Here is a 13,867-nt window from a genome sequence, read left to right on the forward strand (position 1 = left end):
TGACGGTATTTCATAACACTTGATAGATTAATTGATTGTTTAAATAGTTTATTGCCCCGGGTGGAGCCCGGGTTGACGAGAGGAGAGGGCCATGGCCAGGGGTATTAATAAAGTAATTCTGATCGGTAATCTGGGGAATGACCCGGAAACCAAATATATGCCTAGTGGCGGTGCTGTTACCAACATCAGCCTGGCTACCAGTGAGAGCTGGAAAGACAAGCAGACTGGCCAGCAGCAGGAGCGCACTGAGTGGCACCGAGTAGTATTTTTTAACCGCCTGGCTGAGATCGCCGGCGAGTACTTGCGCAAGGGGGCCAAAGTTTATGTAGAGGGCTCCCTACGCACCCGTAAGTGGCAGGACAAAAATTCCGGCCAGGATCGCTACACTACTGAAATCGTTGCCAGCGAAATGCAGATGTTGGACGGTCGCGGTGAGCAGGGCGGCTTTGGTCAGGGTATGGGTGGCGCTGGAATGGGCGCTGCCGCAGGTGGTCAGATGGGTGGCGGCCAGCCGATGGGTGGTCCCAGCGGTTTTGACCAACAGGGCGGCGGTTTCCAGGGTGGCTACCAGCAGCAGGGCGGCCAGGAGGCATACGGACAGGGGCGTACCGCTCCCTCACCGATGGCACCAGCTAACCAGCAGCCCCAGCAACAGCCAAACCAGGGTCCTGCCGGTGGCTTCGATAATAGCTTCGATGACGACATTCCGTTCTAAGAACTGGGTTTTCCAGTGTCTGAATTGAATACAGGTTATATGCCGGATACCGTCGCCATTATCACAGCAGGTAATGAGATTGATGGCGCGCTGCAGAAGAGACTGCAGCGCGCGGGCTTTCGCTTACAGCAGCTGGCTCCCGGGGAAATCGATCAATTGAGGCCGGGCTCGATTGTGATTAATGCTTCAGCCTGTGCCGACAATCGAGGCATGCCGGAGTCACTGCTGGTGAGTAAGCGGCTTTGTGCTGCACCCTGTGAACATATTATTCACCTCTCATCCTACCAAGTTTTTTCTGGCGGTGAGCGCCGCCGCTATGACGAGGATGAGCCCGCAGAACCACAGTCCCCGAGTGGACGCGAATGGCTGGCCTGCGAAGATGCCTTTAATGGGCTGCAAAACCTGACGATTTTGCGTTTTGGCTGGATGGTGGACAGTGGTCAGGATGCCTTGTTAGGGCGTATTTTACGCAACTTTGTGTCTGGGGAGCCTTTAGCCCTGGATGGAAGGAACAGTGGCAACCCAGTAACAGTGGTGGATATGGCTCGTGTCGCAGTGGCGGTTGCCCAGCAGCTCGCTAGCGGGGCCAAGGCAGGAGGCGTTTATCACTACGGTAGCTCTGATAGTTGCACAGCGATGGAGTTTGCCTTGGAGGTAGTCGAACGCGCCCAGGCTTTTTACGATGAAGAGCGCTTTGCTCAATTTACTTCACTAGGGGATGAGGCTGAAAAGCAGGATCGCAGCATTGTGCTTTCCTGTGGCAAGCTGCGGGATGTCTTTGGTGTTCAGCAGCGTAGCTGGAGGCAGGGGCTGACGCGCCAGGTTGAGCTGTGGTTGGAGCGCCTGCACGCAACTCCGGAATAGTTTGATTTCTGTTGTGCAGTCAATAAAAAGGGCGCCGCGAGGCGCCCTTTTTATTTCGATTAGATTTTATCGAATATCAGGCAGGCATTAGTTCCGCCAAAACCAAAGCTATTGGACATAGCCCGTTTGACTTCAGTCTCACGCAGCTGGCGGACAAGGTCCATGCCTTCCGCAGCGGGGTCGAGGTTCTCTACATTGGCTGATGCAGCAATAAAGTTATTCTGCATCATCAGCAGGCTGTAAATGGCCTCCTGAACCCCTGCAGCTCCCAGCGAGTGCCCTGTCAGAGATTTGGTAGAGGCGAATGCCGGAACTGTATCTCCGAAGACTTCACGCATGGCCTTCAACTCGGCGATATCGCCTACAGGCGTAGAGGTGCCGTGGGTATTGATATAGTCCACGCTACCCTGCAGCCCTTTGCCGTCCATACCGGCCAGAGCCTGCTGCATGCAGCGGGCGGCGCCTTCACCGCTTGGGGCAACCATATCGTAACCATCGGAAGTTGCGCCGTAACCGGTCAGCTCCGCATAGATGGTCGCACCGCGAGCCAGGGCGTGTTCCATTTCCTCGAGTACCAGGCAGCCACCGCCGCCAGCGATCACAAAACCATCGCGATCTGCATCGTAGGGTCGAGAGGCATGAGATGGATTGTCGTTGTATTTGCTCGATAGGGCTCCCATAGCATCAAACAGGTGGGTGAGACTCCATGCGAGTTCTTCACCGCCGCCGGCAAAGATAACATCCTGTTTACCCATCTGGATTAACTCGGCTCCGTGGCCAATACAGTGGGCACTGGTAGCACAGGCTGAGGAAATACTGTAATTGACCCCCTTAATTTTGAAGGGGGTAGCTAGGCATGCAGATACGGTGCTACCCATTACCTGAGGAACGCGGTAGGCGCCAACGCGGCGCACGCCTTTTTCTTTCAGGGTATGTGCGGCGTCAATAATCTGTTGGGTAGATGTACCCCCAGAGCCCATTACGATGCCTGTACGCGGGTTGGAAACATCGGTCTCTTCGAGGCCAGACATATCAATAGCTTCTCGCATGGCTATGTACGCATAGGCCGCGGAGTCGCCCATAAAACGCAATTGCTTGCGATCGATATGCTCCTTGAAATCGATGTCCACAGGCCCGGCCACCTGGCTGCGCAGGCCGAGTTCCTTGTACTCTTCTTGGAAGCGAATGCCGCTTCGGCCAGATTTTAGTGACTCGGTGACTTCTTTAGTATTGGTACCGATACAGGAAGTGATACCCATTCCGGTAATGACGACCCGACGCATAGTGATCTCCAGCATAGCTTGTCGGCAGAGGACTGATGGTTTCTACCGGTTTTAGTCTTAAACGAGTTTAAAAATTATCCGTACGGGTAAATAAGCCTACGCGAAGATCCTTAGCGGTGTAAATTTCCCTTCCATCCACTGAGACACTGCCGTCGCCAATACCCATAACAAGCCTGCGCTCAACAATCCGGCTCATTTGGATATGGTAAGTCACCTTTTTGCTGGTGGGGAGGATCTGGCCAGTAAATTTAACTTCCCCGCAGCCCAGTGCGCGACCGCGGCCGGGATTTCCTTTCCAGGCTAGGAAGTAGCCCAGTAATTGCCACATGGCATCCAGACCCAAGCAACCGGGCATTACAGGGTCGCCAGGAAAGTGGCAGTCGAAAAACCATAGATCGGGGTGAATGTCGAGCTCAGCGATCAGCTCTCCCTTGCCGAAGGCGCCCCCTTCTTTAGATATATGGGTTATGCGATCAAGCATTAACATATTGGGAGCCGGCAACTGGGCGTTGCCTGGGCCGAACATCTCGCCACGGGAGCAGGTCAGAAGCTCCTCTCTGGTATACTCACTTTTTTGTACAAAATTACTCATCATTTCCCCGTTAGTGGGTGGTTATGCAATTGAGATTGGACACTTTTGCAAGATCGGGCATTCTAAGGGCTGTGTGTCGCTTGTCCAGTCGGTCAAGGCGCTTTTTGTGACTGGCGCGAAAATTGTCTTCACAAATACCATCTCTTTAGCGTATTAATTCCCCAATATATTCTGATAGTTTCGGTGTTTATCCTCGGGGAAATTCACATTTTGGGCCAAGTTTAACGTTATCGTGTGTAAGTGCTCGCGCCACGACGCTATGATACGTTGCCTGCCCTGCGCGGGGTGCGCTGTTTTAAATTGATTGGGGGAGCAGAATGCTCAAGAAATGCCTATTTCCTGTTGCCGGTTACGGCACTCGTTTTCTTCCTGCCACTAAGGCAATGCCGAAAGAAATGTTACCGTTAGTGAATAAGCCACTGGTTCAGTATGGCGTTGAGGAAGCTATAGAGGCAGGACTCACCGAGATCGGTTTTGTCACAGGGCGAGGCAAGCGTGCAATTGAGGACCACTTTGATACTAACTTTGAGTTGGAACACCAGATTGCTGGTACTGGTAAAGAGCGTTACCTGGACTCAGTGCGGAAAGTGATCGATAGAGCGAGCTTTTCTTATACGCGCCAGGGTGAAATGAGAGGCCTCGGCGATGCCATTTTGCAGGGACACCGTCTGGTTGGCGACGAGCCGTTTGCCGTCGTATTGGCTGACGACCTTTGTCTGAATGAAGATATAGGCGTTTTGGGGCAAATGGTTCAGCTATATAAGCAGTTTCGCTGCAGTATTGTTGCTGTAGAGGAAGTACCGAAGGAGCAGATTCATAAGTTTGGTGTGATCGGTGGTAACGAGATTAAGCCCGGCTTGTACCAAGTTACCAATATGGTTGAGAAGCCCGCAGCGGAAGATGCCCCCAGTAATATGGCAATTATCGGTCGCTATATTTTGACACCGGATATCTTTGACCTGATCCGCGATACCCCGCCAGGCAAAAATGGTGAGGTCCAGATAACCGATGCGCTGATGGCGCAAGCTCAACAGGGCTGTGTATTAGCTTATGCCTTCAAAGGTCGCCGCTATGATTGTGGCTCTGTAGAGGGCTTTATCGATGCTACTAACCACGTTTATGAGAATGTGTATTTGCCAGAGCAGGCTGCTGAGGAGAAAAGCAAGTGAGTGAGCTGACTTGCTTTAAGGCTTATGACCTTCGCGGCCGTGTTCCCGATGAACTTAATACCGATGTTGCCTATCGAGTGGGGCGTGCCTTTGCCCAGTTCCTGAATGCTCGTCGAGTAGTTGTTGGGCATGATATTCGGCTTACCAGTGGTGAGCTGACTGATGCACTGGTGAATGGATTGCGAGATGCGGGTGCCGATGTTTTCCATATCGGCGAGTGTGGTACAGAAGAAGTCTACTTTGCCAATTTCCATGGGGACTTTGACGGCGGTATTTGTGTTACTGCTAGTCACAATCCTATGGACTACAACGGCATGAAGTTTGTACGTGCAGGCAGTAGTCCAATCAGTGGTGATACCGGTCTACTGGATATCAAGCGCTTGGCAGAAGAAAACAACTTTGCTCCGGTTGAGCAAAGAGGCACTTTGCAGCGCTTTGAACACCGTGCTGATTTTGTGCAGCACTTATTGGGGTATATCGATAATACTGCATTGAAACCATTAAAATTGGTGGTTAATGCTGGTAATGGTGGTGCAGGGGCGGTAGTTGATGCGCTGGCTCCACACCTGCCGTTTGAGTTTGTGCGAGTTCACCACGAGCCCGACGGCAACTTTCCCAACGGTATTCCCAACCCAATTTTGCCAGAAAACCGCAATTCTACTGCCGAGGCAGTGCGGGCAAGCGGCGCTGATTTTGGTATAGCCTGGGATGGTGATTTTGATCGCTGTTTTTTCTTCGATGAAAGTGGTGATTTTATTGAAGGTTACTATGTTGTTGGCTTGCTGGCAGAAGCTTTCCTGGCAAAAAACAGCGGAGCCAAAGTTGTTCATGATCCACGCCTGCTCTGGAATACCGAGGATATTGTCCGCGCTGCTGGTGGAGAGCCGGTGCAGAGCAAAACTGGTCATGCCTTTATTAAAGAGCGTATGCGCAAGGAAGATGCCATTTATGGCGGTGAAATGAGTGCGCACCATTATTTCCGGGATTTTGCCTACTGCGATAGCGGTATGATTCCATGGTTATTGGTCGCTGAGTTGGTAAGTCGCAGTGGTAAATCGCTGTCACAGCTTGTTGGTGAACGCATGGCTGCTTTCCCATGTTCGGGAGAGATTAATTCAAAGGTTCAGGATGCTGCAGCACTGTTAAAGGCGGCAGAGGAAAAGTATGGACCTGCAGCTGACAGCGTTGAGCACGTGGATGGGTTGAGCATCGCTTACCCCGAGTGGCGTTTTAATTTGCGTATGTCAAATACTGAACCAGTCGTCCGCTTGAATGTTGAATCCCGGGGAAATGAGGTGTTAATGCGGGAAAAAACAGAGGAGATTCTTCAGCTAATAGGTTGATATCTGCTTTCGATTTTAAAAGCCCTGCAAATGCAGGGCTTTTTAGTATGTGCGCTTACCTGAGCCATTGTTGTTTAAGAAGGGCTTACAGGAGTCGGGTGACGGCTTGAATTGGTCCTTTGGGAGTTTTTAGATGCTGAGAATAGATTTGCCACTGATTCTTGACTCGCACCCCAATAACAGAGGCGTAATCTGTATAGGCGTGATGGTGGGGTTTCAGGGCTGAACGTCCAAGAGACTTTTGAACTCCGCCAAAAACCCAGAACTTCCCTCGGTTGATAATGGCATTGTGGGTGGCTAGTCCATTAAGCCCCTGCTTTTTCCTTGGACGAATGTGGGCAACGACCGGCATGTTTGCGTTGTGTCCGCCAATGCAGAAGCAGCAGTCACTGAGTTGCCCGGTAATCATAATGTCGGCACCGCTTCGCATTTGATATGGCTCAATACGATCTAAGGAGAGGTCTTCGTCCCAGTCAATCATGCGGATATGGTGAACTTTAGTTGTCTGTGGATCTTCGATAAAGGTCCCGTTTGGATCAAAAGCAAATAATTCATTGGGTTTATCGTCGCCGGACGCGCCCATGTTCATGGTGTAGGTCCCGAATTGATAACCCATAATTCCGGTCTTCTTTGTACCGGTTATTTTTACTAGATTGCTTCCTAGGAATATCTCTGGGTAATTCTTTAGCTGGTAAAGCGCAGTAGAGCTTTTCATATCCTGGTCTCTCTATGCCAATAATTTTTGGCTTGTCACTTTTGGCACCAGAGGAATCGATGTTGGCGCTTAAAATTGCAAGCAAAACAATCGTACCTAAAACTGTGCAGGTGATGGAAAATAGATATGAATAAAGCTAAGTCGCTGGTCAGGAATGCCTTTTTATGGTTGTGAAATAGTGATGCGGGTAAGGGGGAGTGCTTTATTTTATATTTTGTTGGAGATGTCGACACTGCCCGAGCCGTGACTATAGCTCGGGCAACATATACTTTTAGACGTTTCTCTCTATAGCAAAGCTCGCCAATTGCTGCAGGGCGGTTTTCTGTTCGCTCTCGGGCATAAAGGCCAACTGCTTTTTGGCGTCTTCTACAGCGGCCCGGGCACGATCCATGGTGTAGTCCAGTGCACCGCAGGCTTCAATGGCCTCTACTATTTCACTGAGCTTCTCTGCACTGCGCTGTTCAATTGCAGTTCTCACCAGCAGTGCCTGGTCCTTGCTGCCGTTGGCCATGGTGTAGATCAAGGGCAGGGTCGGCTTGCCCTCCGCCAGGTCATCACCAACATTCTTACCCAGTTCTTCTGAATTGCCGCGATAGTCGAGAGCGTCATCAACCAACTGGAAGGCGAGCCCCAGGTGTCGGCCGTAGAGTTTCAGTGCAGTTTGCTCTTTACTTGAGCAGTTGGCTAATACGGCCGCGGTTTCACAGGCGGCTTCAAACAGTGCGCCGGTCTTTTTGTGGATAACGGTGAAGTAATTCTCTTCGCTTACCGCGGGATCACCGGCGTTGACCAACTGCTGTACTTCACCCTCTGCGATGGTGTTGGTGGTCTCTGAGAGTATTGCCATGATGCTCATGTCTTCCAGGGCAACCATCATCTGGAAGGCGCGGGAATAGAGGAAATCTCCCACGAGTACGCTGGGCGCATTGCCCCACTTGGCATTGGCGGTAAGGCGGCCGCGGCGCATGTCAGAGGTGTCTACAACATCGTCGTGCAGTAGGGTAGCAGTGTGAATAAACTCAATAATTGTGGCGAGATCGATATGGTTCTCACCCTGATAGCTGCAAGCTTTGGCACAAAGCAGTACCAGTAGTGGGCGCAGGCGCTTGCCTCCGGCTTCGACCAGGTAGTGACCTATATTTTCCACCAGGGGAACGTCCGAGTGCAGTTGATCGAGAATGCGCTGGTTAACCGCAGCAAAGTCTTCGGCGGCGACCCGGTGAAAAGGCAGCATGTGAGAGTTCCTTATACGACTAGACAGAGGCCTCCCGGGGGGCCGGAAGGCGAAGGGGCGCTATTGTATCAACCCGGCGAATTGATTAGAATCTGCGCCCCGCCAATTGCGGGCTCTTTGCGGCTATTGGGTCGTCTGCGGGCCTTTTGGCGAATAGATGTTAAACACACGGCGCAAGCTCCCGAAATGCGGAGCAGTGACTTACTGGTCCTCCCGCTGCTTCGTGTCGTCCTTACCGGAGCATAGAAATATGTACGCTGTTTTTGAGAGCGGTGGCAAGCAACACCGTGTAGAGGAAGGCGAAGTACTTCGCCTGGAGAAGCTGGAAGTAGCAACTGGCGAATCCATCGATTTTGATAAAGTGTTCATGGTTGTCGATGGCGACAAGATCAACATTGGCGCTCCTGTTGTAGATGGCGCTAAAGTAACTGCTGAAGTGGTAAGCCACGGCCGCGGCGAGAAGGTGAAGATCATCAAGTTCCGTCGTCGTAAGCACTCCATGAAGCGCCAGGGCCACCGTCAGTGGTACACCGAAGTTAAAATCACTGGCATCAAGGCATAAGAGAGGAGTAACGACTCATGGCACATAAGAAAGCTGGCGGTAGTACGCGAAATGGTCGCGATTCCGAGAGTAAACGCCTGGGCGTGAAGCGCTTTGGCGGCCAGTCTGTAGCAGCAGGCAATATCATCGTTCGTCAGCGTGGCACCAAGTTCCACGCCGGTGTTAACGTTGGTATGGGCAAAGACCACACCCTGTTCGCCACTGCGGACGGCGTTGTGAAGTTTGAAGTTAAGGGCCCCAACAACCGCAAGTTCGTTTCTATCGAAACTGCTTAAGCGGTCATTAGCCCAAGCTTCATAAAAAGCCCCGCTATTGCGGGGCTTTTTTGTTGGAAAAGTCGCAAAAAGACCGCGACGGGAAGTTAGGGTGGCAGTTGCCCACAGGAGGCGGCTTGTCGGCTGGTATGATGATAGTGCGCGCATCTGCGCACCGGATGAGACAACCGCTGTGGCGGTGGAGTGATTATGAAGTTTGTCGATGAGGCGCCCATCTCTGTGCAGGCAGGCAAGGGCGGCAATGGCTGCCTGAGCTTTCGCCGGGAAAAATTTGTTGAGAAGGGTGGCCCGGATGGCGGTGACGGCGGCGATGGCGGCTCCGTGTACCTGGAAGCTGATGATTCCCTGAACACCCTGGTGGATTATCGCTACCAGCCCCGCTACGCCGCCGAGAGTGGCCAGCCGGGTCGGGGGCGCAACTGCACTGGCGCCAAGGGTGAGGACCTGGTCCTTAAGGTGCCGGTGGGCACCACGATCATTGATGCGGATACCGGCGAGACTATCGGCGATATGACCGAAGCCGGTGAGCGTCAGCTGGTGGCCCAGGGAGGCTTCCACGGCCTGGGTAATACCCGATTCAAGTCCAGTACTAACCGTGCGCCGCGTCAGACCACACACGGCACTGAGGGTGAGATGCGCAGTCTCAAGCTCGAGCTGAAGGTTCTGGCAGATGTGGGCATGTTAGGACTGCCCAATGCGGGTAAATCCACGTTTATTCGCGCCGTCTCTGCGGCCAAACCGAAAGTGGCCAACTACCCCTTTACCACCCTGGTACCAAATTTGGGGGTGGTGCAGGTTCAGAAGCATCGCAGCTTTGTGATTGCAGATATTCCCGGCCTGATTGAAGGTGCAGCCGAAGGGGCGGGCCTGGGGATTCGCTTCCTCAAGCACTTAACTCGCTGTCGTGTTTTGTTGCACCTGGTTGACCTGGCTCCCTTTGATGGCTCTGATCCGGTAGAGAATGCCCGAGCCATTGAGCGTGAGTTGTCCACCTTTAGCCCGACACTGGCTGGGCGTGAGCGCTGGCTGGTATTGAACAAGACCGACCTGGTTCCCGCTGCGGAGCTGGAAGAGCGCTGTCAGGCGGTAGTGGATGCTCTGGGCTGGGAGGGGCCTGTGTTCCGTGTGGCAGCTATTCGCAAAGAGGGTACCGATGCCCTCGGTGGACGCTTGATGGATTACCTGGAAGAGCGCCAGGAAATTGAGGAGCGAGATCCCGACTTGGCTGTGGCGGAGCTGGAAGCGCAGCGCCAAATGCAGCGCGAAGCTCGCGAGCGAATCGAAGAGTTGAGAGAGAGTCATCGCGCCAAGCGCAAAGCGGCCAAGGGGCAGGTGGATGACGACGAGGATTGGGATGATGACGACGACCACGATGTGGATGTTGAGTATCGCTCTTAAATTGTGTGGAGCGAGCAGTTGCTGAGTTCGCCTGGCTCGCTCAATAGTTATCTTGTCCTGAGGGGGAAGCATGGACTCCGCAACAGTGTCCCGGCAGGCGTTGACCAAGGCCCAGCGGTGGGTGGTAAAAATTGGTAGCGCCCTTCTGACAGATAATGGTCGAGGTGTGAATACCGCTGCCATTTCTGCCTGGGTTGCACAGATGGCTGATTTGCGCCGTCGAGGGATCGAAGTTGTTCTGGTTTCATCCGGTGCTGTTGCGGCCGGAATGGACCGGTTGGGTTGGTGTCGCCGGCCCGAGTCTATCCACCAATTGCAGGCGGCTGCCGCTGTGGGGCAGAGCCACCTTGTGCAGGTGTATGAGCAGGCTTTTGGGTGCTTTGATATTCGCAGCGCTCAGATCCTGTTGGATCACGATGACCTTTCCAATCGCACTCGCTACCTGAATGCTCGCAGCACCTTGCGGACGCTCCTGTCACTGGGGGCTGTGCCTATCGTGAATGAAAATGACACGGTAGTGACTGATGAGATACGTTTCGGCGACAACGATACCCTGGCGGCCCTGGTTGCAAATCTGGTTGAGGCAGATGCGCTGCTAATTTTGACAGATGCGGATGGGCTGTTTACTGAAGATCCCCGCGATAATCCCGAAGCAGAATTAATTAGTGAGGCATCTGCGCTTGATCCCAAGCTGCTGGAGATGGCGGGGGATTCCCGCAGCGGTCTGGGTCGTGGTGGTATGACCACCAAGGTGCGCGCAGCGCAGCTGGCAGCGCGCTCAGGGGCTCGCACAGTGATCGCTGGCGGCGCCCTGGAGGCGGTGATAGATAAAGTCTGTGCCGGCGAGCAGCTGGGTACCCTGTTGCTGCCAGAGGCAGACCCCTTGGCGGCGCGTAAGCGCTGGCTCGCGGGGCAGTTGCAGGTGCGCGGAACCCTGTTAGTGGATGCCGGTGCCGAGGCGGCTATGACTGGGAGTGGTAGCAGTCTGTTGCCGGTGGGGGTTACCGCTGTTGAAGGGCGTTTCAGGCGGGGGGATCTGGTGTCTTGCAGGAATGCTGAAGGTCGCGAGATAGCGCGGGGCCTGGTCAATTATGACAGTAGTGAGAGTGGTCGGATTCTGGGGCAGTCATCGGAGAAGTTTGCCGACCTTTTAGGGTATCGGGATGACGATGAATTGATTCACCGCGATAACCTGATCCTGCTCTAAATTGGCAAGTTTCGAATACAAAAAAGCCCCGCAATGCGGGGCTTTTTTGTGTCTGCTGCCTAAGGGTTTAGGCGGCCAGAGCTTTGATCTGAGCGTTCAGACGGCTCTTATGACGAGCGGCTTTATTCTTGTGAATAATGCCTTTGTCTGCCATACGGTCAATAACGGGAACTGCTTCTGCGTACGCAGTTTTTGCTTTTTCCGCATCGCCGGCATCGATGGCCGCAACTACCTTCTTGATGTAGGTGCGCACCATGGAGCGCAGACTGGCGTTGTGCATGCGGCGCTTGTCGTTCTGGCGCGCGCGTTTCTTCGCTTGAGGTGAGTTGGCCACCGGTTGCTCCTGTCTGGAATCTATAAATCTGTAACTAACAGGCCCTGGGGCCCGATCGGGACGCGACATTATCCCCACAGTTGGTTGTTTGTCAACCATAGCGGGCATCTCGGTGCAGATATGTTGTTAATCCACAACGGCGGTTACCCGGTCGGCAACTCCAGGCTGAACTCTACACCGCTGCCCTCGCTGCGGTTTCGGGCTTTTAATGATCCACCGTGGAAGTCTGCGATCAGCTTGGCGATATGCAGTCCCAGCCCCAGGTGGCCGGCATTATCGCCTTGGTCGCGCACAGAAACGAGAGAGTCAAATAGCTTGTGAGCGTAACCTTCCGGGAGCAGAGGGCCGTCATTGCCTACTGTGATCAGGTACATTTCTCTGTTTATTGCCACTGACAGGCAAATTTCACTGCCTTGTGGGGCGAAGCTGCAAGCGTTATCCACCAGCTTGTCCAGCAATTGAGCCAATAACTCCGGTGCGCCGTGGCAGGCTAGCTCCCCAGTGGGTTTGTTCAGAGTAAATTGGTGTTCACTGTGAGCATCGCCATAGCACTGTGTCATGACTTCAAGCAGGTCTGCCAGGTCGAAAGGCTCCCGCTCCGCTTGGTGGATGCTGGTTTCAAGATTGCTGGCTGCGGAAAGACTGTTGAGAATCCCCGACAGCCTTGCACTGCCATCCATAGCCCGCCCTGCATAGCGGCGGCTGTGGTCGTCGAGTTCCCCGGCGGCGAGGTTATCCAGGGACGAGCGAACCACTGCCAGCGGTGTGCGTAGCTCGTGTGACAACTTACTGGCGAGAGTGCGCAGGTACTGGTGATATTGGTCCAGTTCTGCGAGCAGGCTGGCGAAGGCTCGGTTTAGGTCTCCCAGTTCATCGCCTGCCTTTGAATGGGGAAAGTTGCCGCGCAGTTTGCCGCTGGAATCTACTGCGTTGCGGGCGGCCTGGTGTAGCTTGCGCACGCGCCAGGAAAGCCAGCTGGCGTAGCCCAAAAGGAAGAGCAGGGCGGTTGCGGCTGCGGCGCAGCTGATCAACCACAACCGGTGGGCTGCTCCCTCGGTGACTGATTGCATCGCTTCGCCAGATTGCAGGACGAGGACCTGCCCCAGAAGTGGCCGCTCAACCACTTCGTCGACCCGAGTGATAACGGGCACACTCACCGCACCAATTCGGGATTGCAGCGGCCCTGAATACCATTGCTCCTGGGGGCCACGGCTGTCAGGTGTCGGAAGAGGCAAGCTATTTTCCGGCAGCTGTGGCAAATCCCCCCTGGAAAGCAATTTGCGATAAGCCCAGTCTCTCAGCCACGAATCGCTTTCGGAATCTGTAAGGTGTAGTTGTCCGTTGCTGGCAAGAAGAAACCCCTCGCTGTCCACTACTGCGAGGCGCAGTCCAGGGCGCGCAAAGTGGTCGAGTTCTCTTTGAAGGTCTGGCAGAGGGCTTACCAAGCGTCCTGGGTGACCATCTGCCGGAAGTGTGCTGGCGCTGCGAGTCGGTGAGGAGCCACTGCTGTTTGCCCTGTCGTGAATACGGATAGCGAGGGCTCCACCGGTTAGGGTTTGTGGTAGAGCCAGCTCCAATTGGTAACCGGCACCAGAAGTAGTCCATCGGCCCCTGAAACGCAGCTCGCGCTCGTAGCGGCCCTCTCTAGGGTTGTGCCACAAGGCGCTGGCGGCCCCCTGGCTGGCGACGGGCAGGATATAGTGCTGGTCAGCGGTAAACAGCTCTACGGTGTCACCACCAGCGATCAGGCCTGTGCGGGGATCCCGGTAGGCGGGAGTTGAGTCCGAAACAGTGAGAAGCAGGTAGACTTGCTTATCCAGTTGCCCCAGCGTCACCTGGGCCATAGGGGATAGCTGCCCGTCCTCAAGGGTTCTGGGCTCAAGTTGCTGCGCTCGCCACTCATCGCCATAGCCGTCGACTCTCGGAGCTTGAGATAGGGGATTCAGGTAGAGCTGAGCCCCTGGTGGGCGCGATAGGCGCTGAGGATCCGGGGCGATAAGCTGGGGGGCGCTGGCCAAGCGCGCGGCAATTGCCGCCGCAGTTGCTTCAATTGCCTGAATCTGGCCTTGCGCTAGGGCGGCGTCCACCTGGCGGAGGTACTGGCAGCCGGCCCAGGGCAGGGTGAGTGCGACAAGGCTGACGAGCAAGAGTTGGCGGCGTAGGTTCATACTTAAAT

General features: G+C 54.2%; 14 protein-coding genes. 8 read left to right on the forward strand and 6 right to left on the reverse strand.

The window, feature by feature from the left end; translation table 11 throughout:
• Positions 1-91 precede the first annotated feature (91 nt).
• A complete protein-coding gene (gene ssb / locus BTJ40_RS02875; protein ID WP_108731682.1) occupies positions 92-715 on the forward strand; it encodes a single-stranded DNA-binding protein in 624 nt (207 codons plus the stop codon).
• A gap of 15 nt (positions 716-730) precedes the next feature.
• Complete coding sequence (locus tag BTJ40_RS02880; protein WP_108731683.1) at positions 731-1,579, forward strand: sugar nucleotide-binding protein; 849 nt, start codon at positions 731-733, stop codon at positions 1,577-1,579.
• A gap of 59 nt (positions 1,580-1,638) precedes the next feature.
• Here the strand turns inward: BTJ40_RS02880 and fabB are convergent, their stop codons facing one another.
• Positions 1,639-2,862 (reverse strand): beta-ketoacyl-ACP synthase I, encoded by a 1,224-nt coding sequence (gene fabB / locus BTJ40_RS02885; RefSeq protein WP_108731684.1) that lies wholly within the window; start codon positions 2,860-2,862, stop codon positions 1,639-1,641.
• Between the two features lie 67 nt (positions 2,863-2,929).
• Positions 2,930-3,454, reverse strand: coding sequence for a 3-hydroxyacyl-[acyl-carrier-protein] dehydratase FabA (fabA, locus tag BTJ40_RS02890; RefSeq protein WP_108731685.1), 525 nt, complete (start codon positions 3,452-3,454; stop codon positions 2,930-2,932).
• Between the two features lie 317 nt (positions 3,455-3,771).
• On the opposite strand from fabA, the gene galU reads away from it, so the two are divergent.
• On the forward strand, positions 3,772-4,623 hold the full coding sequence (gene galU, locus BTJ40_RS02895) for a UTP--glucose-1-phosphate uridylyltransferase GalU (RefSeq protein ID WP_108731686.1): 852 nt from the start codon (positions 3,772-3,774) through the stop codon (positions 4,621-4,623).
• Positions 4,620-5,966, forward strand: coding sequence for a phosphomannomutase (locus BTJ40_RS02900; RefSeq protein ID WP_108731687.1), 1,347 nt, complete (start codon positions 4,620-4,622; stop codon positions 5,964-5,966). Before galU ends, BTJ40_RS02900 begins: the two co-directional genes overlap by 4 nt.
• A gap of 85 nt (positions 5,967-6,051) precedes the next feature.
• On the opposite strand, the gene BTJ40_RS02905 is transcribed toward BTJ40_RS02900, so the two are convergent.
• The gene (locus BTJ40_RS02905) at positions 6,052-6,681 is read right to left on the reverse strand and encodes a hypothetical protein (RefSeq protein ID WP_108731688.1); all 630 of its coding nucleotides are present in this window, start codon (positions 6,679-6,681) and stop codon (positions 6,052-6,054) included.
• Positions 6,682-6,952: 271 nt separating this feature from the next.
• Positions 6,953-7,915 (reverse strand): octaprenyl diphosphate synthase, encoded by a 963-nt coding sequence (ispB, locus tag BTJ40_RS02910; protein WP_108731689.1) that lies wholly within the window; start codon positions 7,913-7,915, stop codon positions 6,953-6,955.
• Positions 7,916-8,165: 250 nt separating this feature from the next.
• On the opposite strand from ispB, the gene rplU reads away from it, so the two are divergent.
• The 4 genes from rplU (at position 8,166) to proB (ending at position 11,357) form a co-directional block, all read left to right on the forward strand.
• Entirely contained in the window at positions 8,166-8,477 is a 312-nt protein-coding gene (rplU, locus tag BTJ40_RS02915) for a 50S ribosomal protein L21 (RefSeq protein WP_108731690.1), read from the forward strand.
• A 17-nt stretch (positions 8,478-8,494) separates the two neighbouring features.
• Positions 8,495-8,752, forward strand: coding sequence for a 50S ribosomal protein L27 (gene rpmA, locus BTJ40_RS02920; RefSeq protein ID WP_073277572.1), 258 nt, complete (start codon positions 8,495-8,497; stop codon positions 8,750-8,752).
• A gap of 189 nt (positions 8,753-8,941) precedes the next feature.
• Complete coding sequence (gene cgtA / locus BTJ40_RS02925; protein WP_108731691.1) at positions 8,942-10,150, forward strand: Obg family GTPase CgtA; 1,209 nt, start codon at positions 8,942-8,944, stop codon at positions 10,148-10,150.
• A gap of 70 nt (positions 10,151-10,220) precedes the next feature.
• The gene (gene proB, locus BTJ40_RS02930) at positions 10,221-11,357 is read left to right on the forward strand and encodes a glutamate 5-kinase (RefSeq protein WP_108731692.1); all 1,137 of its coding nucleotides are present in this window, start codon (positions 10,221-10,223) and stop codon (positions 11,355-11,357) included.
• Positions 11,358-11,424: 67 nt separating this feature from the next.
• Here proB and rpsT read toward each other — a convergent pair whose 3' ends face one another.
• Together rpsT and BTJ40_RS02940 are read right to left on the reverse strand one after the other, a co-directional pair.
• Positions 11,425-11,691: a 30S ribosomal protein S20 gene (gene rpsT, locus BTJ40_RS02935; protein WP_108731693.1), complete on the reverse strand. Its 267-nt coding sequence runs from the start codon at positions 11,689-11,691 to the stop codon at positions 11,425-11,427.
• 143 nt (positions 11,692-11,834) lie between these two features.
• The gene (locus BTJ40_RS02940) at positions 11,835-13,859 is read right to left on the reverse strand and encodes an ATP-binding protein (RefSeq protein ID WP_108731694.1); all 2,025 of its coding nucleotides are present in this window, start codon (positions 13,857-13,859) and stop codon (positions 11,835-11,837) included.
• Positions 13,860-13,867: the final 8 nt, after the last annotated feature.

Origin of the sequence: Microbulbifer sp. A4B17 (assembly GCF_003076275.1) — a bacterium.
In the GTDB taxonomy this organism is placed as follows: Bacteria; Pseudomonadota; Gammaproteobacteria; order Pseudomonadales; family Cellvibrionaceae; genus Microbulbifer.

Bases quoted from the DNA above. Each gene is read 5' to 3' on its own strand.
- ssb (WP_108731682.1), top strand. From the start codon at position 92: ATGGCCAGGGGTATTAATAAAGTAATTCTGATCGGTAATCTGGGGAAT.
- fabB (WP_108731684.1), bottom strand. From the start codon at position 2,862: ATGCGTCGGGTCGTCATTACCGGAATGGGTATCACTTCCTGTATCGGT.
- fabA (WP_108731685.1), bottom strand. From the start codon at position 3,454: ATGAGTAATTTTGTACAAAAAAGTGAGTATACCAGAGAGGAGCTTCTG.
- galU (WP_108731686.1), top strand. From the start codon at position 3,772: ATGCTCAAGAAATGCCTATTTCCTGTTGCCGGTTACGGCACTCGTTTT.
- BTJ40_RS02905 (WP_108731688.1), bottom strand. From the start codon at position 6,681: ATGAAAAGCTCTACTGCGCTTTACCAGCTAAAGAATTACCCAGAGATA.
- ispB (WP_108731689.1), bottom strand. From the start codon at position 7,915: ATGCTGCCTTTTCACCGGGTCGCCGCCGAAGACTTTGCTGCGGTTAAC.
- rplU (WP_108731690.1), top strand. From the start codon at position 8,166: ATGTACGCTGTTTTTGAGAGCGGTGGCAAGCAACACCGTGTAGAGGAA.
- rpmA (WP_073277572.1), top strand. From the start codon at position 8,495: ATGGCACATAAGAAAGCTGGCGGTAGTACGCGAAATGGTCGCGATTCC.
- cgtA (WP_108731691.1), top strand. From the start codon at position 8,942: ATGAAGTTTGTCGATGAGGCGCCCATCTCTGTGCAGGCAGGCAAGGGC.
- proB (WP_108731692.1), top strand. From the start codon at position 10,221: ATGGACTCCGCAACAGTGTCCCGGCAGGCGTTGACCAAGGCCCAGCGG.
- BTJ40_RS02940 (WP_108731694.1), bottom strand. From the start codon at position 13,859: ATGAACCTACGCCGCCAACTCTTGCTCGTCAGCCTTGTCGCACTCACC.